The following is a 21,103-nucleotide window of genomic DNA, read 5'->3' as shown; positions in this document are numbered from 1 at the left end:
AACAGATGCCAGCGACGCGGGCGCCGTGACGTCAAGGGTGCAAAAGTGGGCGCGAATCGTGGACATTGCAGAGGTTGATATTACTCCGATTTATTTTAGCCGAATAATAAATTTTGCCCGGTTCCGACGCCTGTTGGCACGCGACGGAGCGTGTCGGAAATGGATGGCTGACAAAATGGTTGCATAGACTGCGGAGTTGCGGCGGGTCATGCGTCCATTCGCGGATGCCAGCTTTAAAGGTAGCGCTGAATTAGTCGTTCTAAATATAAGAAATCATTACGAAAACGTAATCTCGGTGTTCAGTTTCGGTTCATCCGTCCGGCTCTATTCCCTAGGCATCGACAACCAAGGAGTACCCGCCATGAAACGCGTCGTTCTTTCCGCCATTGCCTTCTCGATGCTGGCTGCAACCACCTGGCAGGGCCAGGCTGCACCTCTGAACACACCAAACGCGCCGCAGTCGAACTACAGCCAGGTCGACTGGCAAAGGCCCGGCAGGCATGTCGACGTGAACAAGCGCGTCGTAGTGAAGAAAAAGATCGTCGTGAAGCGCAGCCATTGGCGCAACGGCCAGAGATATTCCAGCTGGAAGCGTCACCAGCCGATCCGCGACTATCGCCACTATGGCCTGCGCCGTCCGGGTCCCGGGCAGGAATGGATCCGGGTCGGCAACGACTATCTGCTGGTCAGCGTTCTCTCCGGCCTGATCTTCGGTGCTATCGCCGCGCAATGAGCCCGGAACGGCTGACCGCGCTGCGTCGGTTTAGATCGAGAAGGCGGCCCGCGGGCCGCCTTCTCTTTTTGGCCTGTGAAAACCGGGTATGATCGCCATTAGGAGTCGTCGGGCTTCGCCCGTGTGATTATATGGAGGCCAAACGGGCTGTCCCCCCATGCGCTTTCCACCTGCTTTCCTCGACGAGATCCGCGACCGCGTGCCGATTTCTTCGGTGATCGGCCAGCGCGTCGCGTGGGACAGGAAGAAGACTAACGCGCCGCGCGGCGACTATTGGGCGTGCTGTCCCTTCCATGGCGAGAAGAGCCCGTCCTTCCACTGCGAGGACAAGAAGGGCCGCTACCATTGCTTCGGCTGCTCGGTTTCGGGCGACCATTTCAAGTTCCTGACCGAACTTGACGGGATGAGCTTTCCTGAAGCGGTCGAGAAGATCGCCGACATGGCCGGCGTGCCGATGCCGGTTCGCGATGCCCAGGAGGAGCGGCGCGAAAAGGAACGCGCCAGCCTGACTGACGTCATGGAGATGGCGACGGCGTTCTTCCAGGAACGGCTGCAGGGACCGGAAGGGGCAAAGGCCCGCGCCTATCTGCGCGACCGGGGGCTGACACCGGCGACGCAGCAGTCTTTCCGCCTCGGCTATGCCCCCGACAGCCGCAATGCGCTGAAGGAGCATCTTGCCGCCAAGGGTGTCCCCAAGGCCGACATCGAGGCGTGCGGGCTGGTGCGCCATGGCGACGACGTCCCGGTTTCCTATGATTGGTTCCGCGACCGCATCATGTTCCCGATCCCGGATTCCAGGGGCAAGATCATCGCCTTCGGAGGGCGGGCACTGGCGCCGGATGCGCTGGCCAAATATATGAACTCGCCCGATACGGAGCTCTTCCACAAGGGCAACGTGCTCTACAATTTCGCCCGTGCGCGGCAAGCACTGGGAAAGGGGGCGCTGGCCAAGGGCGGCACCGTCATTGCCGTCGAAGGCTACATGGATGTGATCGCGCTGGCGCAGGCCGGCTTCGAAAACGTGGTGGCGCCGCTCGGCACCGCGTTGACTGAAAACCAGCTCGAACTTCTATGGCGCATGGCTGGCGAGCCGGTGCTGTGCTTCGACGGCGACCAAGCCGGGTTGAAGGCAGCGTGGCGCGCCGCCGACATGGCGCTGCCGGCGGTCCAGGCAGGCCGCTCCGTGCGCTTCGCCCTGCTGCCGGAGGGCAAGGATCCCGACGATCTGGTCAAGGGTGACGGGCCGGATGCGTTCCGCGCCGTGCTTTCCGAGGCGCGGCCGCTGGCCGACCTCTTGTGGATGCGCGAGACCGCCGGCGGCATCTTCGACACGCCGGAACGGCGGGCGGAGCTCGAAAAGACGCTACGCGAACTGACCAGCCGCATCCGCGACGAGAGCCTTCGCTATCACTACCAACAGGAAATGCGCGAGCGCGTGCAGAGCTTCTTCGGTGCCCAGCGCGGACGCCAGGGACGTCAGGACGGACGACCCGGTGAGCGCTTCCCGGGCAGGGTCTCAGCACCCGGCGGACAGTTTGCACGTGGCGGCGGTGCCGGTGGGCGCACCGCGATCACCGAAAGCCTCGGCCGCTCGGCGCTGGTCAAACGCGGCGGCGAGGGCATGTCGGTGCGCGAGGCGACGATCATTGCGGCCCTCGTCAACCATCCCGTGCTGATCGACGAGAATTTCGCCCATGTCGAGTTCCTCGATCTCGCCAATTCCGATCTGAAGCGGCTGCATGCGGCCATCCTCGACGCCATGGCGCACGATATGGCCAACAACCGCGAGGCTGTAATCGCGACGATCGAGCGGGCCGGCTGCGGTGAGATCTGGCAGCGCGCGGTGGCGCTGATCAAACGTGCGCGGCAATGGCCGGCGCTGGAAACGGCAGCACTCGACGATGCTCGCGATGCGTTCAGCCAAGCTCTCCACTTGCAGCGCAGCGCGCGCACCTTACATAAGGAGCTGAAGCAGGCGGAAGCAGCGCTCGCCAGCGATCCCACGGACGAAAATTACCGGCACCTGGTCGAAATCCAGGCGCAATTTCGTGATGTGCAGGCAACGGAAGCGCTGATCGAAGGGTTTGGCGTATCGTCGGGCAGAGCTGGGCGCGTTTAGATCGAAGCCTCCAGAAGACTGAAATGTAAGGCCGTGCTTGCGCGTTGAATCAAGCGTGCGGTGCTCTAAGTCGGGTAATTGATTCGCTTTTTTCATGCGAATCATGCGAGAGGCGCTTGACCTTCCGGCAGAATGGCGGAATCAGGTCGATTCGAAACGTTAACCCGCCCCGGCATCGACGGGAATGCAGCGATGTAAGGTACTGATCACTGGACAGGCAGTCAGCTTGCCACAGATATCAGGGTTAATCTGGACTTAACGAGAGATGCAGTTACTGGCCCGGTAAAGCGCGTTCTGGAAGGAGCGCATCCAATTTGACCGGACCGGCAGCTTACGCGGCTTTGATACTCAGCCGCTTGGAGAAAATAAAGACTATGGCGACAAAAGAAAAGGAAGAAGTCGAGACCGAACGCGAGGCCGCGACCGATGGCCCTCTGCTCGACCTTTCCGACGATGCTGTCAAGAAGATGATCAAGGCCGCCAAGAAGCGCGGTTATGTCACCATGGACGAGCTGAATTCGGTGCTGCCCTCGGAGGAAGTGACCTCCGAGCAGATCGAGGACACGATGGCCATGCTTTCCGACATGGGCATCAACGTGGTCGAGGACGACGAGCAGGGCGAGGAGCCCGAAGCCGCCGACACCGCCGCTGATGCCGAGGAAGACGCCAACGAGCTCGCCGAGCAGACCGGCACCGCCGTCGCCGCCACCACGACCAAGAAAGAGCCGACCGACCGAACCGACGATCCGGTCCGCATGTATCTGCGCGAGATGGGCTCGGTGGAGCTTCTGTCGCGCGAGGGCGAAATCGCGATCGCCAAGCGCATCGAGGCCGGCCGCGAGACGATGATCGCGGGCCTTTGCGAAAGCCCGCTGACTTTCCAGGCCATCATCATCTGGCGTGACGAGCTCAACGAATCGAAGATCCTGCTGCGCGAGATCATCGACCTCGAGGCGACCTATGCCGGGCCGGAGGCCAAGCAGGCGCCGGTTGTCGAGCGTATCGAGGAAGCCAAGACCGAGGAAAAGTCGCGCCGTTCGCGCGAGGACGAGGACGACATCACCAATGTCGGCGGCGACACGCGTGGCCTGGTGGACGACGACGAGGAAGACGATGACGAGGCGAGCCTGTCGCTGGCGGCCATGGAAGCGGAACTGCGCCCGCAGGTGATGGAGACGCTCGACGTCATTGCCGACACCTACAAGAAACTGCGCAAGCTGCAGGACCAGCAGGTCGAGAACCGGCTGGCCGCCGCCGGCACGCTGTCGCCCAGTCAGGACCGCCGGCTGAAGGAATTGAAGGACCAACTGATCAAGGCGGTGAAGTCGCTGTCCTTGAACACGGCGCGCATCGAGGCGCTGGTCGAGCAGCTCTACGACATCAACAAGCGCCTGGTGCAGAACGAAGGCAAGCTGTTGCGGCTGGCCGAAAGCTATGGCGTGCGCCGCGAGGAATTCCTCAAGGAATATCAGGGCTCGGAGCTCGATCCGAACTGGACCCGCTCGATCGGCAATTTGACTTCGCGCGGCTGGAAGGAATTCACCAAGAACGAGAAGGACGCCATCCGCGACCTGCGCGCCGAGATCCAGAACCTCGCCACCGAGACGGCGATTTCGATCCAGGAATTCCGCAAGATCGTCAACCAGGTGCAGAAGGGCGAGCGCGAAGCCGCGATCGCCAAGAAGGAAATGGTCGAGGCCAATCTGCGCCTCGTCATCTCCATCGCCAAGAAATACACCAATCGCGGCCTGCAGTTCCTCGACCTGATCCAGGAAGGCAATATCGGCCTGATGAAGGCGGTCGACAAATTCGAATACCGCCGCGGCTACAAGTTCTCGACCTACGCGACGTGGTGGATCCGGCAGGCGATCACCCGTTCGATCGCCGACCAGGCGCGCACCATCCGCATTCCGGTGCACATGATCGAAACGATCAACAAGATCGTGCGCACCTCGCGCCAGATGCTGCATGAGATCGGCCGTGAGCCGACGCCGGAAGAACTGGCGGAAAAACTCGCAATGCCGCTGGAAAAAGTGCGCAAGGTGCTGAAGATCGCCAAGGAGCCGATCTCGCTCGAAACGCCGGTTGGCGACGAGGAGGATTCGCATCTCGGCGATTTCATCGAGGACAAGATGGCGATCCTGCCGATCGACGCGGCGATCCAGGCCAATTTGCGCGAGACGACGACGCGCGTGCTGGCCTCGCTGACGCCGCGCGAAGAGCGCGTGCTCAGAATGCGCTTCGGCATCGGCATGAACACCGACCACACGCTTGAAGAGGTCGGCCAGCAATTCTCGGTCACCCGCGAGCGCATCCGTCAGATCGAAGCCAAGGCGCTGCGCAAGCTCAAGCACCCGAGCCGGTCGCGCAAGCTCAGAAGCTTCCTCGACAGCTGAGGCCGGGTGACGGATAAGCAGTTTCAAGGGCGCCGGTGGCGCCCTTTTCCGTTTGGGCAGAGGCGATCACGATTGAACGCGCCGCTCTTGCGTGTCGTGCCCTACGAGAGGATAATTCCGCGACGGACGCATTCTCTGGGCGACAAACCCGGATGCCCGCCCCGGCGGTTGACGCCGTGCTCCGTGGCCCCGGAGGGAGGTGTGCCATGACAACTTACATCGTGCTGATCAACTGGACGGAACAAGGCGCCAAAAACGTGCGCGAGTCGCCGAAGCGGCTCGATGCCGCCAAGAAGATGCTGGGAGACATGGGCGGATCATTCAAGGCATTTTATCTCACCATGGGGGATTGCGACATGGTGGCGGTGCTCGAAGCGCCCGACGATGCCGTCTTGGCTCGTTTCTCGTTAATGCTGGCGACGGCTGGCAACGTCAGGACGCGGACGCTCAAGGCTTTCCCGGAGGATGCCTATCGCGAGATCATCACCTCGCTCGGGTGAGCCGCTGCTCCTGAAGCGCGTCGCGCTGAACGGCCCTTGCGACGCGCTTTAAGCTCTTCTTTTTATGCATGTCGTTATCGTAAAACCGCTGCGTACCCTTTGGGCGACCTGGATCAGCGAAACCGGCCATTCCGCCGGTATCGTGTCACGTTGCGGCGCAACGGCATTTCTCGGATAATCCGTGCGTGTCCTCTGGTGCCGTTTCGAAACATGGCCAAGCCTCTGCTGACTGTCTGGTACAATACGCGCTGTCCGGTCTGCGATGCCGGTATCAGCCGGCAGAAGCGGCGACTGATCGAGGCGGTCAAGGCCGGGCGGATCGAATTTCGCGACATCAATGCCGAACCGGCGGCGCTGGCCGGATACGGCATCGGGCTGGAGGACATCCGGCGCCGGCTGTATGCGATCGACGCCGACGGCAAATTGCTGGCCGGCGCCGATGTTGCCATTGCTGTATGGCGGACGACGCCCGGCGAAGGCTGGCTCGCAACGCTGTTCGGCAATCCCGGCGCACTGCCGTTGACGCGCTATGGCTATGATCGTTTCGCCGATCTGCTCTACGCCTGGAATCGGCGCAAAGGCCGCTGGTAACGGTATTATTCGCTCCGCACCGAAAGGTCCGGAGATTGTTTCCAGGCCTTTCGCGTGCCCTGCTATCGAGCCGCGGGCTCGCAAAGCCAGCCAATGATGCAGCGCACCGCCGGCAGCACCAGCAGCAGCGTCGGAAAGGCCACCAGCCAGGACAGACCCCAAGCCGTCAGCCAAGTGGCCAGCATGTCGGGCTGGAAGCCAAGGCTTTTCAGTGTCGAGATGAACGACACGATGAACGTCATCAGCAACGACAGCACCAGCGGGCCGAGCACGGCGGCATAGCGCGCAGGCAGCTTACTGCGCGGGGTGTTCATGGTCATTTGGATTTCCCTGAAGCATCCGGTTCGTCGCCTTGCATCCATTCGCCGGTATTGTCGGCGTAACTGCCCGGAACGACCGGGGTGGATGCGTTGCTTCACGTCAGACGCTTACGGAGCGGCCTTCGGCCCTCATGCACCCTCTAGCTGCCCTCGCTGGCGAAATCAATCCTGCTGGTGCCATTTTCAGATACATCGTAAGATATATCTTGACTCGACCGTGGCGGGCACTTAGTTGAGATATATCGTAAGACATAACTCAAGGAGCAGACAATGCACAAAGGCGATCATTTCGGGCATCATCGTTTTGGCGAACACGCCGAGCGCGTTTTCATGCATATGGCCGGCAAGTTCGGTGGGCGCGGCGGCTTTGGCCCGTTCGGGCATGGCATGAGAGGCGGCGGACGCGGCGGGCCGGGCGACATGTTCCGCGCCGGCCGCATGCTGGCCGACGGCGATCTCAAGCTGATCACGCTGTCGCTGCTGGCCGAGGCGCCGCGGCACGGCTACGACATCATCAAGGCGCTGGAGGAGCGCACCAGCGGCGTCTACAGCCCGAGCCCCGGCGTGGTCTATCCGACGCTGACCTTCCTGGAGGAGGCCGGCTACGCCGTTTCTGCGCCGGAAGGCAACAAGAAGGTGTTTTCGATCACCGAGGCGGGGCAGGCGCATCTCAACGAAAATCGCGAGATGATCGACCACGTGCTCGACCACCTCGAGCGCTTCGGCCGCAAGATGGCGAAGGCGCGCGACTGGTTCGGCTGGAACGATGAAGGCGAGGACGGCGGCCGGCGCGGCCGCGGCCGCTCGGAAAAGCGCGACGAGTTTCGCGCCGTGCGCCACCGGCTGCGCGCCGCGCTCGGCGAAATCGCCGATGCGCCTGAAGCAAAGCAGGCCGAGGCAATCAGCATATTGGAAGCTGCCGCAGAGGCCTTGGAAGCGTTGTCGCGCGACTGATCTCTGAGTGCCAAGCTAGCTGCGGCCCTTGCCCGCTCGGCCAAGGACCGGTACTGAAAATCATCCTGCACCGCGCTATGTGGTGCAGGATGATTGCCGTTGGAGGATACCCCATGTCTTTTCTGAAGCGTCTTTTCGGCGGAGGCAACGAAGCCGCCGAGCCAAAGACAGCGGCGCCGGCAAAGCAGATCGAGCACAAGGGATTTTTGATCAGCGCCACGCCCTACAAGGCGGAGGGCCAGTACCAGACCTGCGGCGTGGTTTCGAAGGAGATCGACGGCGTGATGAAGGAGCACAAATTCATCCGCGCCGACCGCTTTGCCGGGCTTGATGATGCCGTCGACATCTCGATTAAAAAGGGCATCCAGCTGGTCGACGAGCAAGGCGAAAAGATCTTCGGATAGATCGGCTACTACAGCCTTGGGTCGATTGGCTCGCTTTCCAACGCCAGCACGGCGAAGACACACTCGTGAACCCGGCGTAGCGGCTGCTTGGCGACAAATCGCGTCAGTGCTTCGTGGCCAAGCGCGAACTCCCGGAGCGCCAGGCTGCGCTTGCCGGCCAGGCCGCGTTCTCGGAGGCGGACGAGATTGTCGGGCGCGTCATATTCGGGACCATAGATGATGCGCAAATATTCCGGGCCGCGGACCTTCAGCGCCGGCTGGATGAGCCCCTTCTTGCCACGGCTGACGAAGTCGCGTGGTTTGACCACCATGCCTTCGCCGCCTGAGCCAGTCAGCGCTTCCCACCAGGCGACGGCCTCGGCACACGCGCCGCCGTCGGCCAGATCAACCATACGCCTTCGAGTCGGCGTGACCACGCCGCCACGGGCAGCCAGACGGTCCGCGAGCGACATGTGCCAGACATGGTCCTGGTCAAACCAAATACGTCCCTCGCTGGCCAGCAGGTGGAAAGGCGCGGCCTTAAGGTCCTCGACGCCCGAAACTGGCCATACGTAGGGCGCCCAGGCGGTGGCGTATTTGGCTGCGCGGACGGCCCGGTCTTCAAGGCGTGCGTTCAGGCCGGCTGCATCGACGCCGCGCGCAATAGCACGGGCCAGCGCTTCGCTGCTGGCCTTGAGACCGGCGGCAGAGGATGTGGCCACAGGCGCATACTGGCTTTCGATCAGACTGCCGGCCTTGGCCGACCAAGGCATTATCTCGGCGTCCAGCAGCAGCCAGTCGCTGTTCAATTCCTTCCACAGGTCCGCCGTGTCGACCTCGGCGCGGAGACGGGCGAGCAGGCCCTCCGTCATGGCACTGTCGTTGAAAAAGGAGCGTCCGGTGCGGGTCCAGATTGCGCCGGTTTCGTCGCCAGGGACCCCGAAGCGGCTGCGTGCCGCCTGCGCGTTGCGGCAGAGCGCGATCACTGCCCGCGAACCCATGTGCTTCTCCTCGCACACGATCTGCGCAACGCCGCGCTCGCGGAAGTAAGCGAAGGCATCCTCCGGACGTTCCAGCCAGCCGTCCTGGCTGCTGGTCTCGGACGGCGACATGGTCGGCGGCAGATAGATCAGCCATTGCGGCGAGAGCGCGAAGCGGCTCATCACCTCCAGTGCTGCCGACGCGTTCTCCTCGGCCACGACAATCCGGCCCCTCAGTCCGGTCTCGATCCAACGGCGACCGGAGACATCCTGATAATCGAGCACGCCGTCGGCGTCGGCCTGTGCCGATTTACCGGGACCGGACCCGCCCAGCGGACGTATCGGCTCCGACCAGGTCTGGATTGCCGGCACCTCGACCAGTTCGCGTTCCGGCCAGCGCAAGGCCGTCAGCTTGCCGCCGAATACGCATCCGGTGTCGATGCACAGGGTGTTGTTGACCCATTCAGCCGATAGCGTGGGCGTATGTCCATAGATAATGGCCGTCTTGCCACGATAGGCCGCGGCCCAGTCGGCGCGGACGGGCAGCCCGAACTCGTCGGTCTCGCCTGTGGTCTCGCCGTACAGAGCGAACTCGCGCACAGCGCCGGAACCGCGTCCGATCATCTCTTCCTTGAGGCCGGCATGGGCGACGGCGAGGCCTCCGCCATCGAGCCAGACATGGCTGCGCAGGCCGTCGAGAAAGGCCGGCAGCGCCTCGCGCAGGCCTCGGTCCTGTGCATTTAGCTGATCGACAGTCTGCTGGAGGCCGTGAGCGACCGTGACCTTGCGGCCTTCTAGCCAGCGGCTGAGTTTGCCTTCATGGTTGCCCTGGACACAGTATGCGGTTCCAGCCGCGACCATGCTCATGGCAATGCGCAGCACGTCGGGCGAGTTGGGGCCGCGATCGACGAGGTCGCCGACAAAGACGATCTTGCGGCCCTCTGGTGGGACCACGGTGACCGTTCGGTCGCCCTGATGCTCAGACCAGACGATGCTGTAGCCCAATCGAGCGAGCAGGATATGAAGCTCATCCGAACAGCCGTGGATGTCGCCAATGATATCGAACGGGCCATGGTCGTCGCGCTTATCGGTCCACAGCGGCTGTCGCGACACCTCGGCCGCGTCGATGCTGGCCTCGCTGGTAAGCTTCCAGACTTGGCGGAAGCCCTCGCGTTGCAGGGCGCCAAGACCCTTGCGGATCTCGGTTGTCATGCGCTGGGCGACCCCGGCGCCGAACTGCCGGTCGGCTCGCACCGCATTGCGTGCGACGCACACCTCGACGCCTGGATCGAGGACCACGGCGACGGGCAAAGCGTGCCACTTGCGCGCCAGCTCAATCCAGGCCTTGCGGTCGGCGGCTCGCACATTGGTGGCGTCGATGACGGCCAGCCTGCGGTGTTTAAGCCGTTTGCCGGCTATTTCGCGAACCAGATCGAAGGCATCCGCAGAGACGTCCTGGTCGGTCTCGTCGTCGGAGATCAGCGCCCGGCACTGGTCCGAGGAGATAATCTCGGTCGTCAGGAAATGCTTGGCGGCGAAAGTCGACTTGCCCGATCCGGTCGAGCCGATCAGCACGACGAGGGCGAAGTCAGGAATGGTGAGGTTGGTCTTATCGGGTTCTCTCATCGGGTGAACACCGCCATCTGTGTGGGGGCGCCGAGGGTCGGGTCCTCGGCTCCGATACCGCTGAAGGTGGCTGCATAGCCATAGATCTCGCCGATTTTGGCCGCCCAGGCTTGGAACTGAGCCCGGCTCCATTCGAAACGGTGATCGGGATGGCGAAATGCGCCAGAGACCAGTCTTGGAAACAGAGCGTTGTAGTCCGCATTCGGAGTGGTCACGATGACGGATTTGGGCGCCGTCTCACCGAAAACGATGCGTTCGACCAGGGGCAGCCTGTCCTCGTCGAGATGCTCGATGACCTCGACCAGAACGGCGATGTCGGCTGCGGCCCAACGGCTGTCCCGGTAGGTCAGCGATCCATGCAGCAGCGTGACCCGGCCCTCGGGCGGCCCGCCTAATTCGTTCAGCTTGAGACGCTTTGCGGCCCATTCCAGTTCGCGCGCCGCCGGATCCAGACCGAACAGCTTGTGGATCCATCGCTCGCGCACCAGCCTGTCGAGCAGCTTGCCTTCACCGCATCCCAGGTCCGCAACCGTGGTTCCTCCCGTCGCCCGAATGGCGTGGACAACTGCGTCCATGCGCAGATCGTTGAGCCGGATAGGCGTCTCAAGCGCTTCCTCGGGCGTGACGCGCAGCTCGGCAGGTTGTGCCTCGCCAGCCGTCTCGGGAGCTAGCCGCTCCAGGGCGATGCGGGCCAAAGCCCGGCGATTGCCAAGGTAGCGGCGCACGATCAGGTCTTTGGCCGGATGGTTTCCCAGCCAGCCCTCTCCCTTGGACAGCAGCTTGTCGATCTCTGCTTCGCCGACCCAGTAATGCTTGGCATCGTCCATCACCGGGATCAGCACATAGAGGTGATTCAACAAGGCGCTGAGCCGGCCCGTGCCGGTCAGCTTCAGATGGCCGTATCGGGGCTCGCCTGCAGCACCCCCGATTCCTTCGATTGGCGTCAGATCGACTGTCCAGCCCAAGGGTTCGAACAAACTTCGAACCAGAACCTCACCGCCGCGCATTGGCAGTGGCGTGACCACGGCTTCCAGCGGCAGTTCGCTGTCGGCCAGTTCCTGGCGCTCCTTCGATATACCGGTCATCGCCGTCCGCAGCATTTTATTCAGCGCCACCGACAGGAAGGATGATGCTGCGTAAGGCCGGTCGTTCACATATTGGTCGAGCAGGCCTTCTGGCCCTTGCCCCGCACCAGGCCCACAGGATCGACATCGAGCAGGAGTGCAGCCTCGCAACGCTCTTCGGTTGCCTCGGGATAGAACAGCCACGCCTTGCCGAAAGACAGGTCGGTCTCGTGCAGGCGATCCGGATGCTTGTGCAGCAAGAAGCCGAGATCGGTGGCCGGACGGTGCGTTGTGGCAACGGAAAGGAACATCCGCGACCGATAGCGCAGACAAGCGGAATAACCAATGGCGGTTGTGTGGCCCACCACAGGCTGTCGCTAACGAAAAACAAGGGCAGGCGCCGGGCGCCTGCCCTTGTACAATTCAGACGATGCTGACGCTTTTACGCCGCGGTGGCGACGCGCTCGGCATTACCGGTCGCGGCCACAATGGCGTCGACCTTGGTCGAGGCCTTGGCCAGCGCTGCTGCCACCGCATCGGCGCCCATGCCGACTCCTTCGATGCGGATGACCTCGACATCGGTCATGCCGAGGAAGCCAAGCACGCTGCGCAGGTAGGGAATGGCGTGATCGAACTGCACGGCCGCACCTTCGGAATAGATGCCGCCCGAAGCCAGTACGATGTAGACCTTCTTGCCGGTGACGAGCCCCTTGGGGCCGTTCTCGCCATAGGCAAAGCTCTTGCCGGAACGGGCAATGTGATCGACCCAGGACTTCAGCGTCGAGGAGATGTTGAAGTTGATGAAGCCGGTGGCGAGAATCACCGTATCGGCCGCGAACAGTTCATCCAGCACGACATCGGAGACGCCAACGACTTCAGCCTGGCGTGAGGTGCGCGCTTCGGCCAGCGTGTAGATGCCGGTCGCATAATCGGCATCGATGTGCGGCAACGGATTGGCGACGAGGTCGCGCACGACAAGCGTGTTCGACGGATCGGCGGCAACAAGCTTTTCAGCGAATTCAGTAGCAATTCGGGTCGAGTGCGAGGCAGCGCCGCGCGGGCTCGATGTGACAAGAAGGATGGACATAATGGGGTCTCCAGTGTTGGATCAAAATCTCCCGGCAAACATGTGTGCGCAGACCCATTTGAAAAACTGGTATATTTTGTATATTATCCATCTAAAATGTGGATTGAACGATGCAACCGAACCCGACGCTTGACCAATTGCAGATCCTGGTTGCGGTGGCCGAGACCGGCAGCTTCTCGGCCGCCGGGCGCAAATTGAATCGGGCGCAATCGGTGATCAGCTACGCCATCGCCAACCTCGAAGCGCAGCTCGGGCTGAAGCTGTTCGAGCGCGAGGGCACGCGTGAACCGCAACTGACCGATGTCGGCAAGGCGACGCTGGAAGATGCGCGGCGCATGGTCGGCGTGCTGCAACGCATCCGCTCGCGTGTCGACGGATACCGGCAGGGATTGGAGGCGGAAGTTACGCTGTCGGTCGACGTGACGCTACCGTCGCCGGTGCTGGTTCGGGTGCTGAAGGCATTCGAGGCGCAGTTCCCTGCCGTGACGCTGCGTCTGCATATCGGCTCGCTTGGCCTTATCCTCGATCATGTTGTCGGCGGACAGGCCGATCTCGGCATCGGGGGGCTTCTGGGTGAGACGGACGTGAATCTGCTTCGCATCGGCTTCTTCTCCCTGGTGCCAGCCGCAGCGCCTGATCACCCGCTGGCGCTGCTGCCGAGACCAGTGGCGCTGGAGGATGTCCGCGAACACATCCAACTGGTCGTCTCGGACCAGTCCGAGCGTACGCGCGGGCGTGACTATGGCGTCTTCGCCTACCGCACCTGGCGGCTGACGGATGTGCGCACCAAGCACGTGCTGATGCGCGAGGGGCTGGGCTGGGGCGGGCTGCCGCGGTGGCTGATCGCCGATGATCTGGCGAACGGCCGGCTCGTCGAACTCGATCTCGAGCCTTACAGCGAAGTCCGCTCGCCGCTCTATGCCATGCACCGCGCCGATCGCAGCCCGAAACCGGCGGCCGCCTGGCTGATCGACCAGTTCAAGCGCCAGCTAGGCTGTTTCAACGAGTTCGAACCGGGTGAGATACCCGAGGAGCAGCCGGAGACAGGCCGTCGATCACCGCCATGAGAACGGCGCGATAGTCCTCGATCGATGCTCCAGTTTCGATGGCGAGCGCTGCGCGGTCGAAGGCGGCTGCGAGCAACGCGGTCAGTGCTTCCACAGGCAGTCTCGTCATGGAGTGCGAGCGCATCGCGGCAACAAGGCCTTCGCGCAGCGAACGGTTGCCATGGCGATTGTCGATCGCATCCATGGCGGCGCGGCCGAGCACGGCCGGGCCATCAAGCAGCAAGAGCCGCGTACGGCCGGGCGCACGCATGGCAGCCAGATAGGCATCCGAGCCGGCAATCAGCGCATCGCGGGCAAATAGCGAAGGCGGCGACGCGCGTTCGATCTCTTCCGAGACGGCTTGCGCCTCCTGTTCGACCACAGCGGCAAACAACGCCTGCTTGTCGGCAAAGTGATGATAGAGCGCGCCGCGGGTAACCCCGGCAGCGGCGGCGATCTCGGGTGTACCGGTCTCGGCATAGGACTTTTCGGTGAACAGTTTGCGAGCCGCGGCGATGAGCTCGGCGCGTGTGCGATCACGGTTGGAGCGACGAGCAGATCCCTGTTGCATACATGCAGCCTGTATGTTATTGCCATTTACATGCAGACTGTATGTTATTTGCCGGGAGAAGGAAAGATGAGGACGACGAGCTATTATCCGGTGCTGATGACGAGCGACGTTGCCGGCACGGCAGCCTTTTATGTTGCGCATTTCGGCTTCAAGCCGCTGTTTGAGGCCGACTGGTACGTGCATCTGCGCTCGGCCGAAGACCGTCGCGTCAACCTCGGCATCGTCCAGGGCGATCATGAGACGATCCCGGAGGAAGGGCGGGGCCGCACATCTGGCCTGCTGATCAATTTCGAGGTCAGGGATCCGGATGCCATCTATGAGCGGATCACCGCCGCTGGCCTGCCGATCCTGCGAACGCTGCGCGACGAACCCTTCGGCCAGCGCCATTTCATCACCAAGGATCCCAACGGCGTGCTGATCGACGTGATCAGGCCGATCCCGGCGAGCCCAGAATTTATGGCGCAATATGCGCAGCGTGCTGCGGCGCGCTAACTCGCCCGCGCCAACGGCATCACGGTGACCTGAGTAATGCCGGAGCGGCGCACCACCGTGCACAGTGTCTCGCGGCCGATTCGCTCGGCGTCGAGCATGCGCACCAGATCGTCGACGCCGGTGACCGGACGGCCGTCGATGGCGGCAATAATGTCGCCTTCCCTGAGGCCGGCTTTGGCCGCCGGGCTGTTCTTTTCGACGGTGCGCAGGCGCACCGCCGTGCTGCTCGACACTTGCGACAAAAGGGCTGCGCGGCGCGGCAGGTTGGTGGTGTCGGCGGAAACGCCGATGAAGGCACGGCGCACACGGCCGAAGCGGATGATTTCCGAGATGACGAAATTGGCGGTGTTGGAGGCAACCGCGAAGGCGATGCCTTGCGCACCGTGGATCATCGCGGTGTTAACGCCGATCACCTCGCCAGCCGAGGACACCAGCGGTCCGCCGGAATTGCCGGGGTTGAGCGCGGCGTCGGTCTGGATGACGTCGTCGATCAGCCGGCCGGTGGAGGCACGCATCGAGCGGCCGAGTGCCGAGACGACGCCAGTGGTGACGGTCCATTCGAAGCCGAGCGGGTTGCCGATGGCAATGGCGATCTGGCCGCGCCTCAGACGCTTGGAATCGCCAAGCGGCGCAACGTCGGCAAAGTTGCCGTCGGCGCGCACCAGCGCAATGTCGGTGTCGGGATCGCGGCCGAGCACGCGGCCTTCCCTGGAGGCGCCGTCCGGCATTGACACGCGCACGCTGCGCGCATCGCCGACGACGTGGAAGTTGGTGACGACCAGCCCGTCCTGCGCGATGACGAAGCCGGAGCCATGGCCACCCGGGCCACCGATGCGCTCGATGCGGCAGACGGCGGGCCCGATGCGGTCGACGGCATCGGCGACCGTCGCCGAATAGGCATCGAGAAGGGCATCGTCATATTGCAATTGCTGGGCGGGCAGGGCCATCCGAGGGCTCCGTTTGGAACAAGATGAACAATGCCTATATGTGCGGAGCGGCCGGACCGGCCGCGACCTGACCAGATGGCCAGTCAAATGCCCAACTAGCCGTCAGGCGAGTATCCGCCATCGCCCTGCCGGGCGATATCTGGGTCACGAAGAACCCAGGAGATAAATCATGAGCGATTTCAATCTGAGCACGTTTTCCGACGCCATTGCCGACATCGCGGCAGCCGCGGCACCAGCGACGGCCAGCTTCGCGACGCACCACCGGACGTCAACTGCTTTCCACTGGCGGGACGGCTATTTCGTCACTGCCGAGGAGGCGGTCGAGGCCGGCGAGGAGATCGAGCTGACGTTTTCTTCGGGCGAAGCCGTCAAGGCGGAACTGGTCGGCCGCGACCCGTCCACCGGCACGGCCGTTTTGAAACCGGCCGGCGCGCCGGGCGCCCCGTCACTGGTAAAGGCGGATGCGGTGCGGCCGGGCAACCTGGCGGTCGTGGCGGGCAATAGCGACGGCACCTCGCTCGCTACCTTCGGTACGGTCGGCGAGGTCGGCCCGGCCTGGCGTTCAATGCGCGGCGGCACGATCGACCGGCGCATCAATCTTGCCGTCAATGCCGGCGGCCGTTTCGAGGGTGGCCCTGTGCTCGACGCCAAGGGTGGACTGATCGGCATGCTGCTGTTCGGGCCACGCCGGCGGGCGCTGGTCATGCCTTACGAAACGATCGAGCGGGCAGTCACGACGCTGCGCGAGAAGGGTCATGTGGCGCGCGGCTATCTTGGCGCCGGCCTGCATCCGGTCCGCAATGGTGATACACAGGGCGCCATGGTGATGAGCCTCGACGATAACGGGCCGGCGAAAGCAGCCGGTCTCAGTCTCGGCGACATCATCGTCTCGTGGAACGCAGAGACGGTGCATGGGCCGCGCGAGCTGATCCGCAAGCTCGGGCCGGACAGCGCCGGTGCCTTGGTGACACTCGGCGTGGTGCGCGGCGGCGAGAATCGTGAGGTTTCCCTGACCATCGGTGAAAAACCACTGAGCTGAGGGATTGATGGTAAGCGGTGAGGTCGCTGGCAGACGGCTGACGGTGCTGATCGCGCTCGGTGACGCCGAGCGCGCACGAAGTCTGTCTGCGGCTCTCGCCGCGACCGATGATCTGCGGCCGGTTCTGGCCGGCGAAGTCGACGGGCGTGAGGCGGCGGATGTCGCCATCGTCGGTGATCATGGGCTACAAGGCGGGCTCGTCGACGCGGCTATGCCTCGCGTGCTGCTATCGTCGCGAGCGGCCCGCGAACGGCCGGCCGATACAGTGTTTGCCGTGCTGCCGGTGCAAGCGGACGAGTTGCTGATCGCCGCCGCCGCGCGGCTCGCGGCTGCGGGCTACCGGATTTCGCGCGACAGCCATGCTCTATCCGATCGGCATCACGATTTGATCTTCCATGACAGCGACCGGTTCGAAGAGGAACCGACTGACGAGCATATCGTCCGGCCGACGCTTTCGCCGCGGGAAGGCGAGGTGCTGGCGCTGCTGGCCGAGGGCGCCCCCAACAAGGTCATCGCGCGGCGGCTGAACATCTCCGTGCATACGGCGAAGTTCCATGTCGCAGCGATTCTGACGAAGCTCGGTGCCGCCAACCGCACCGATGCGATTGCCATCGCCATGCGGCAGGGCCTGGTGCTGGTCTAGCTCAGATTGTCTCAAGGCCGACGCAGCGTAACCCGCATGCGGTGTGTTGGGCCTTGCGCGGCGGTTCTCAGCCGCGCAAGGATCGTGTCTTTCATGTTGCAGGAAGGCGCAAGGATGTCGCTCAAGGGAAAGACGCTTTTCATCTCCGGCGGGTCGCGCGGCATCGGGCTGGCGATTGCGCTGCGCGCCGCGCGCGATGGCGCCAATGTGACGATCGCGGCCAAGACCGCCGAGCCGCATCCGAAGCTGCCCGGGACGATCTACACGGCGGCGCACGAGATCGAGCAGGCCGGCGGCAAGGCGCTGCCGGTGCTGTGCGACATTCGGGATGAAGAACAGGTCGCCGAAGCGGTCGCCAAGACCGTGGAGAGGTTCGGCGGCATCGATATCTGCGTCAACAACGCCAGTGCCATCCAACTCACCGGCACGCTGGAGACTGATATGAAGCGCTACGATCTGATGCACCAGATAAACGCGCGCGGCACTTTTCTCGTCTCCAAAATGTGCATTCCGCACTTGAGGTTGGCGGAAAATCCTCACATCTTGAATCTGGCGCCGCCGCTCGACATGAAGGCCAAGTGGTTCAAGAACCATGTCGCCTACACGATGGCGAAGTTCGGCATGTCGATGTGCACGCTGGGCATGAGCGCCGAGTTCGCCAGGGATGGCATTGCGGTCAATTCGCTATGGCCGATCTCGACCATCGACACCGCGGCGGTGCGTAACCTCCTGGGCGGGGCGACGGTGGCGGCGATGAGCCGTTCGCCCGACATCATGGCCGATGCGGCATACGCCATCCTGGTCAGGCCGTCGCGTGAAGCGACCGGCAATTTCTACATTGACGAAGAAGTGCTGCGCGCTGAGGGCGTCAGCGATTTCTCGGCCTATGCGCCGGGTGCGACAGGCCCGCTCGCCGCCGACTTTTTTGTGCCGGACGAGGTGTTCGGCCGGTCGGATACCAAAATCAAAGGTATCTACTGACGGAAAGTATCTCGCTACAGAAGTATCTCTCAAAAGACCGGCACAGACGCGTGCTCACTCCCCGGCTTTCTTGGCTTTGCCAAGACCCATCAGCCGGTCGATATAGGCAAGCATCAGTGCCGACAGAACGAAGGCCAGATGAATGATGGTCAGCCACATCAGCTGGTCGGTCGTGTAGGAGACCGAGTTCAGGAACACCTGCAAGAGGTGGATCGAGGAGATCGCTACGATTGTCGAGGCGACCTTGACCTTCAGAGAGCCGACATCGATCGTGCCCAGCCAATGCACCTTGCCGTCATTTTCATCGAAGCGGCTGACGAAGTTTTCGTAACCCGAGATGATCACCATCACCACCAGTGAGGCGACCAGCGCGGCATCGATGAGGCCGAGTATTTTCAGGATGGTGTCGGTGTCATCGAGCGTGAAGGCGACGGAGACGAACTCGAACAGCTTCTTGCCGAAGGACACGGCATAGATGGCAAGTGCCGCACCCAGTCCGAGATAGAAGGCGACCAGCAGCCAGCGCGAGGCGAGAATGATCGATTCGATGGCGAGTTCGAGGCGCTTCATGCGGCGATTCGGGCTCCGTTGTCGGAGCGCCGTATTTCGGGCAGGCTGCGGCGGTTTGCAAGGTTTCAAAAAAACGAACCCCGCCGGGGAGGGGAACCGGCGGGGCTCGTGTGTCCCGCTGGAGTCGGGACAGGGCAGGGAACGCCCTTTCCAGAATCTGGGATGGGTAACCGCGCGTTTCAAGATTGATGACCGCGCGATTCAATGGTTGATCAAATCGCGCGGTTCACATTGCGGTTTATTGGGCGCTGGCCACCGGCGCTACCAGGGGGGTAATCCGGCGGATGGCGACGCGGCGGTTCTCGCGGTTGGGTCCCGACGTGTTGACCTTGAGATACTCCTCGCCATAGCCCTGCGTCGTCAGGTTCTCCGGCGGGATGCCAAAGGCGTTGGTCAAGGCTTCGGCGACCGCCTCGGCGCGGCGGTCGGACAGAGCAAGGTTCGCTTCCGGTGTGCCGACAGCGTCGGTATGGCCCTCGATCAGGAAGCTCTCGGCCGGGTTTTTCTTCAGCAGCTTGTCCATGGCGTTGGCAACACCCTCCAGCTTCTGGACCTCGGTGTCGGAAATCGAGGCCGAACCGAATTCGAAGTTGAGCGTGTCGAGGTCGATGCGGCGGGCGATGTCGCGCACGCGGGCCGAGCGCTTGACCTCGTCGATCGAATAGAGGCGCTGGACCCTCTCGACCGGCGGCCGTTCGAGGAAGGTGTAGTAGTCGTCCGGATCCTCGACCTCTTCGGAATCCAGAATGTATTCCTCTTGCGGGATGGTAAGGCGCATCGGCGGCAGGTCGTCGCCCGGGTCGCGCCAGTCTGCATCATCGTCATAGTTCCGCTCGTCGACATAGCTCAGCACATATTCGCGGCCGTCGGGCGCGATGCGTGAACGCTGGATGACGTCGCCGTAGCGGTTGCGGATGGTGACGATCCGGACACCATTGTCACGCTCGACGATTTCCCGGGTGCGATCGCCCGACAGGTCCTCATAATAGACATTCCTGGCGCCGCGGTGCATGCGCGGTGCATCGCTGCTTTCGACGAACGTCTGGTTGTTGAACTGGAGGATGACGCGGTCGCCGAATTCCCTGACGACGTTGGCACCCTGGGGGCGCGGACGACGACGAACATCCTCGATGTCCGGCGCACGCTCGACGCGCTTGCCTTTTTCCTCGGTCACCGGAACGATCTTTTCAGGCTTGATCTCCCGCTGGGCTGCCCGGTCGTCGGTGGGCGGCGGCCCCTGATCGACCGGAGCCGGCTTCGGGGCTTCCACCTGGTTCTCGCCCTGCTGGGCGGGCTGGTTGCCCTGCTGCTTACCGGCATTTTGGCCGCGCTCCTTGCCACCCTTGCGCTTGCGCAAGACATCCTTCTGGCTGTCCAGAACAGGTGCCTCGTTCGGATTGGCCTGGGCTTCACCCTGGACCGGATTTTCACCCTGGACAGGCGCGGCCTGGCCAGTCGAAGGCTGTTCGCCGGTCGAGGGCTGTTGCTCTCCTGTCACCGGCTGTTCGCCGACAGGCCTCTTGCCACGTTTCTTGATCTTGTCCTGGGGCTGTTCGCCCTGGACGGGAGCGGCCTGCTGCTCGGTCGGAGCCGGTTGGGCCTGTGGGGTCGCTTCCTTATTGGTCGGCGCCGGCTGGCCTTCCGCCTCCGTGGCGGGTCCGGTCAATTCAGCAGGCTTCTTGCGCTTGCCCGGCTTTTGTCCGGGCTCGACAGTCGGAGCCTGTTCTGCCGGGGCAGCCTCGATCTGCTGGTTCTGTTTTTGCTTCTTCTTGCGCGGATTGACGTTGGGCTGGTTGTCGTTTGCCGGCGCTGCCTGCTCGGCCGGTTGTTCCGATGGGGCCGCTTCGATCTGCTGCCGATTGCGCCGCTTCTTGCGGGGTTGCTCGGACTCGGCCGGAGCGATCTGCTCGGCCGGAGCGGATTCTGTTTGCTGCTGCTGATTGCGCCGCTTCTTGCGGGGTTGCTCGGACTCGGCTGGAGCGATCTGCTCGGCCGGAGCGGATTCTGTTTGCTGCTGCTGATTGCGCCGCTTCTTGCGGGGTTGCTCGGACTCGGCTGGAG

19 protein-coding genes and 1 pseudogene are annotated in these 21,103 nt (G+C 63.1%); 12 read left to right on the top strand and 8 right to left on the bottom strand.

Features of this window, described 5'->3' with window-relative positions; genetic code table 11:
- Positions 1 to 361 precede the first annotated feature (361 nt).
- The 5 genes from NKI70_RS26850 to NKI70_RS26830 all read left to right on the top strand — a co-directional run bounded on the left by NKI70_RS26850 (position 362) and on the right by NKI70_RS26830 (position 6,339).
- Positions 362 to 733 (top strand): RcnB family protein, encoded by a 372-nt coding sequence (locus tag NKI70_RS26850; protein WP_352567922.1) that lies wholly within the window; start codon positions 362 to 364, stop codon positions 731 to 733.
- Between the two features lie 157 nt (positions 734 to 890).
- Positions 891 to 2,852 carry a DNA primase gene (gene dnaG, locus NKI70_RS26845; RefSeq protein ID WP_352567921.1) on the top strand — a complete coding sequence of 654 codons (1,962 nt, stop codon included), beginning with the start codon at positions 891 to 893 and terminating at the stop codon, positions 2,850 to 2,852.
- A gap of 374 nt (positions 2,853 to 3,226) precedes the next feature.
- Complete coding sequence (rpoD, locus tag NKI70_RS26840) at positions 3,227 to 5,248, top strand: RNA polymerase sigma factor RpoD (RefSeq protein WP_023678297.1); 2,022 nt, start codon at positions 3,227 to 3,229, stop codon at positions 5,246 to 5,248.
- 206 nt (positions 5,249 to 5,454) lie between these two features.
- Complete coding sequence (locus NKI70_RS26835) at positions 5,455 to 5,748, top strand: GYD domain-containing protein (RefSeq protein WP_023678296.1); 294 nt, start codon at positions 5,455 to 5,457, stop codon at positions 5,746 to 5,748.
- A 210-nt stretch (positions 5,749 to 5,958) separates the two neighbouring features.
- Complete coding sequence (locus tag NKI70_RS26830) at positions 5,959 to 6,339, top strand: thiol-disulfide oxidoreductase DCC family protein (protein WP_352457540.1); 381 nt, start codon at positions 5,959 to 5,961, stop codon at positions 6,337 to 6,339.
- Positions 6,340 to 6,401: 62 nt separating this feature from the next.
- Here NKI70_RS26830 and NKI70_RS26825 read toward each other — a convergent pair whose 3' ends face one another.
- Positions 6,402 to 6,659, bottom strand: coding sequence for a DUF2798 domain-containing protein (locus tag NKI70_RS26825; protein WP_352570975.1), 258 nt, complete (start codon positions 6,657 to 6,659; stop codon positions 6,402 to 6,404).
- A gap of 270 nt (positions 6,660 to 6,929) precedes the next feature.
- Here NKI70_RS26825 and NKI70_RS26820 point away from each other — a divergent pair, with 270 nt between their 5' ends.
- Positions 6,930 to 7,613, top strand: coding sequence for a PadR family transcriptional regulator (locus NKI70_RS26820; RefSeq protein WP_352570976.1), 684 nt, complete (start codon positions 6,930 to 6,932; stop codon positions 7,611 to 7,613).
- A gap of 113 nt (positions 7,614 to 7,726) precedes the next feature.
- Entirely contained in the window at positions 7,727 to 8,017 is a 291-nt protein-coding gene (locus tag NKI70_RS26815) for an HlyU family transcriptional regulator (RefSeq protein WP_023678291.1), read from the top strand.
- An 8-nt stretch (positions 8,018 to 8,025) separates the two neighbouring features.
- Here the strand turns inward: NKI70_RS26815 and NKI70_RS26810 are convergent, their stop codons facing one another.
- The 3 genes and pseudogenes from NKI70_RS26810 to NKI70_RS26800 form a co-directional block, all read right to left on the bottom strand.
- Positions 8,026 to 10,602: a polynucleotide kinase-phosphatase gene (locus tag NKI70_RS26810; RefSeq protein ID WP_352570977.1), complete on the bottom strand. Its 2,577-nt coding sequence runs from the start codon at positions 10,600 to 10,602 to the stop codon at positions 8,026 to 8,028.
- Positions 10,599 to 11,977 (bottom strand): annotated as a pseudogene (locus tag NKI70_RS26805) (3' terminal RNA ribose 2'-O-methyltransferase Hen1). The gene NKI70_RS26810 and the pseudogene NKI70_RS26805 overlap by 4 nt, the downstream one beginning before the upstream one ends.
- 131 nt (positions 11,978 to 12,108) lie before the next feature.
- Complete coding sequence (locus tag NKI70_RS26800; protein WP_352697660.1) at positions 12,109 to 12,753, bottom strand: FMN-dependent NADH-azoreductase; 645 nt, start codon at positions 12,751 to 12,753, stop codon at positions 12,109 to 12,111.
- Positions 12,754 to 12,863: 110 nt separating this feature from the next.
- Here NKI70_RS26800 and NKI70_RS26795 point away from each other — a divergent pair, with 110 nt between their 5' ends.
- Positions 12,864 to 13,820 (top strand): LysR family transcriptional regulator, encoded by a 957-nt coding sequence (locus NKI70_RS26795; RefSeq protein ID WP_352697662.1) that lies wholly within the window; start codon positions 12,864 to 12,866, stop codon positions 13,818 to 13,820.
- On the opposite strand, the gene NKI70_RS26790 is transcribed toward NKI70_RS26795, so the two are convergent.
- The gene (locus tag NKI70_RS26790) at positions 13,753 to 14,370 is read right to left on the bottom strand and encodes a TetR/AcrR family transcriptional regulator (protein WP_352725387.1); all 618 of its coding nucleotides are present in this window, start codon (positions 14,368 to 14,370) and stop codon (positions 13,753 to 13,755) included. The genes NKI70_RS26795 and NKI70_RS26790 overlap by 68 nt on opposite strands.
- A 66-nt stretch (positions 14,371 to 14,436) precedes the next feature.
- On the opposite strand from NKI70_RS26790, the gene NKI70_RS26785 reads away from it, so the two are divergent.
- Entirely contained in the window at positions 14,437 to 14,862 is a 426-nt protein-coding gene (locus NKI70_RS26785; RefSeq protein ID WP_352697666.1) for a VOC family protein, read from the top strand.
- Here the strand turns inward: NKI70_RS26785 and NKI70_RS26780 are convergent.
- Positions 14,859 to 15,809 (bottom strand): S1C family serine protease, encoded by a 951-nt coding sequence (locus NKI70_RS26780; protein WP_023678284.1) that lies wholly within the window; start codon positions 15,807 to 15,809, stop codon positions 14,859 to 14,861. The genes NKI70_RS26785 and NKI70_RS26780 overlap by 4 nt on opposite strands.
- 169 nt (positions 15,810 to 15,978) lie before the next feature.
- Here NKI70_RS26780 and NKI70_RS26775 point away from each other — a divergent pair, with 169 nt between their 5' ends.
- From NKI70_RS26775 to NKI70_RS26765, 3 genes are all read left to right on the top strand, one after another.
- Positions 15,979 to 16,848, top strand: a complete 870-nt coding sequence (locus tag NKI70_RS26775; RefSeq protein WP_352623573.1) for a S1C family serine protease — start codon at positions 15,979 to 15,981, stop codon at positions 16,846 to 16,848.
- Between the two features lie 7 nt (positions 16,849 to 16,855).
- Positions 16,856 to 17,491, top strand: a complete 636-nt coding sequence (locus tag NKI70_RS26770; RefSeq protein WP_352623574.1) for a helix-turn-helix transcriptional regulator — start codon at positions 16,856 to 16,858, stop codon at positions 17,489 to 17,491.
- 114 nt (positions 17,492 to 17,605) lie between these two features.
- Positions 17,606 to 18,472, top strand: coding sequence for an SDR family oxidoreductase (locus tag NKI70_RS26765; protein WP_352683848.1), 867 nt, complete (start codon positions 17,606 to 17,608; stop codon positions 18,470 to 18,472).
- A gap of 54 nt (positions 18,473 to 18,526) precedes the next feature.
- Here the strand turns inward: NKI70_RS26765 and NKI70_RS26760 are convergent, their stop codons facing one another.
- Both NKI70_RS26760 and NKI70_RS26755 read right to left on the bottom strand, forming a co-directional pair.
- Positions 18,527 to 19,042 (bottom strand): TIGR00645 family protein, encoded by a 516-nt coding sequence (locus NKI70_RS26760; protein ID WP_352683754.1) that lies wholly within the window; start codon positions 19,040 to 19,042, stop codon positions 18,527 to 18,529.
- 238 nt (positions 19,043 to 19,280) lie between these two features.
- A partial coding sequence (locus NKI70_RS26755) for an OmpA family protein (RefSeq protein WP_502897746.1) occupies positions 19,281 to 21,103 on the bottom strand: 1,823 nt, incomplete at its 5' end.

Origin of the sequence: Mesorhizobium sp. M0500, assembly GCF_040321165.1 — a bacterium.
GTDB lineage: Bacteria > Pseudomonadota > Alphaproteobacteria > Rhizobiales > Rhizobiaceae > Mesorhizobium.
Note: the sequence above shows the minus strand (reverse complement) of the source record. Positions and strands in the feature narration are given on the sequence as shown.

What these genes read in the sequence shown, in the direction of transcription:
- NKI70_RS26765 (WP_352683848.1), top strand. Translation starts at nt 17,606, where the DNA reads ATGTCGCTCAAGGGAAAGACGCTTTTCATCTCCGGCGGGTCGCGCGGC.
- NKI70_RS26780 (WP_023678284.1), bottom strand. Translation starts at nt 15,809, where the DNA reads ATGGCCCTGCCCGCCCAGCAATTGCAATATGACGATGCCCTTCTCGAT.
- rpoD (WP_023678297.1), top strand. Translation starts at nt 3,227, where the DNA reads ATGGCGACAAAAGAAAAGGAAGAAGTCGAGACCGAACGCGAGGCCGCG.
- NKI70_RS26770 (WP_352623574.1), top strand. Translation starts at nt 16,856, where the DNA reads ATGGTAAGCGGTGAGGTCGCTGGCAGACGGCTGACGGTGCTGATCGCG.
- NKI70_RS26835 (WP_023678296.1), top strand. Translation starts at nt 5,455, where the DNA reads ATGACAACTTACATCGTGCTGATCAACTGGACGGAACAAGGCGCCAAA.
- NKI70_RS26790 (WP_352725387.1), bottom strand. Translation starts at nt 14,370, where the DNA reads ATGCAACAGGGATCTGCTCGTCGCTCCAACCGTGATCGCACACGCGCC.
- NKI70_RS26760 (WP_352683754.1), bottom strand. Translation starts at nt 19,042, where the DNA reads ATGAAGCGCCTCGAACTCGCCATCGAATCGATCATTCTCGCCTCGCGC.
- NKI70_RS26785 (WP_352697666.1), top strand. Translation starts at nt 14,437, where the DNA reads ATGAGGACGACGAGCTATTATCCGGTGCTGATGACGAGCGACGTTGCC.
- NKI70_RS26800 (WP_352697660.1), bottom strand. Translation starts at nt 12,753, where the DNA reads ATGTCCATCCTTCTTGTCACATCGAGCCCGCGCGGCGCTGCCTCGCAC.
- NKI70_RS26825 (WP_352570975.1), bottom strand. Translation starts at nt 6,659, where the DNA reads ATGACCATGAACACCCCGCGCAGTAAGCTGCCTGCGCGCTATGCCGCC.
- dnaG (WP_352567921.1), top strand. Translation starts at nt 891, where the DNA reads ATGCGCTTTCCACCTGCTTTCCTCGACGAGATCCGCGACCGCGTGCCG.
- NKI70_RS26810 (WP_352570977.1), bottom strand. Translation starts at nt 10,602, where the DNA reads ATGAGAGAACCCGATAAGACCAACCTCACCATTCCTGACTTCGCCCTC.
- NKI70_RS26850 (WP_352567922.1), top strand. Translation starts at nt 362, where the DNA reads ATGAAACGCGTCGTTCTTTCCGCCATTGCCTTCTCGATGCTGGCTGCA.
- NKI70_RS26820 (WP_352570976.1), top strand. Translation starts at nt 6,930, where the DNA reads ATGCACAAAGGCGATCATTTCGGGCATCATCGTTTTGGCGAACACGCC.
- NKI70_RS26815 (WP_023678291.1), top strand. Translation starts at nt 7,727, where the DNA reads ATGTCTTTTCTGAAGCGTCTTTTCGGCGGAGGCAACGAAGCCGCCGAG.
- NKI70_RS26775 (WP_352623573.1), top strand. Translation starts at nt 15,979, where the DNA reads ATGAGCGATTTCAATCTGAGCACGTTTTCCGACGCCATTGCCGACATC.
- NKI70_RS26795 (WP_352697662.1), top strand. Translation starts at nt 12,864, where the DNA reads ATGCAACCGAACCCGACGCTTGACCAATTGCAGATCCTGGTTGCGGTG.
- NKI70_RS26830 (WP_352457540.1), top strand. Translation starts at nt 5,959, where the DNA reads ATGGCCAAGCCTCTGCTGACTGTCTGGTACAATACGCGCTGTCCGGTC.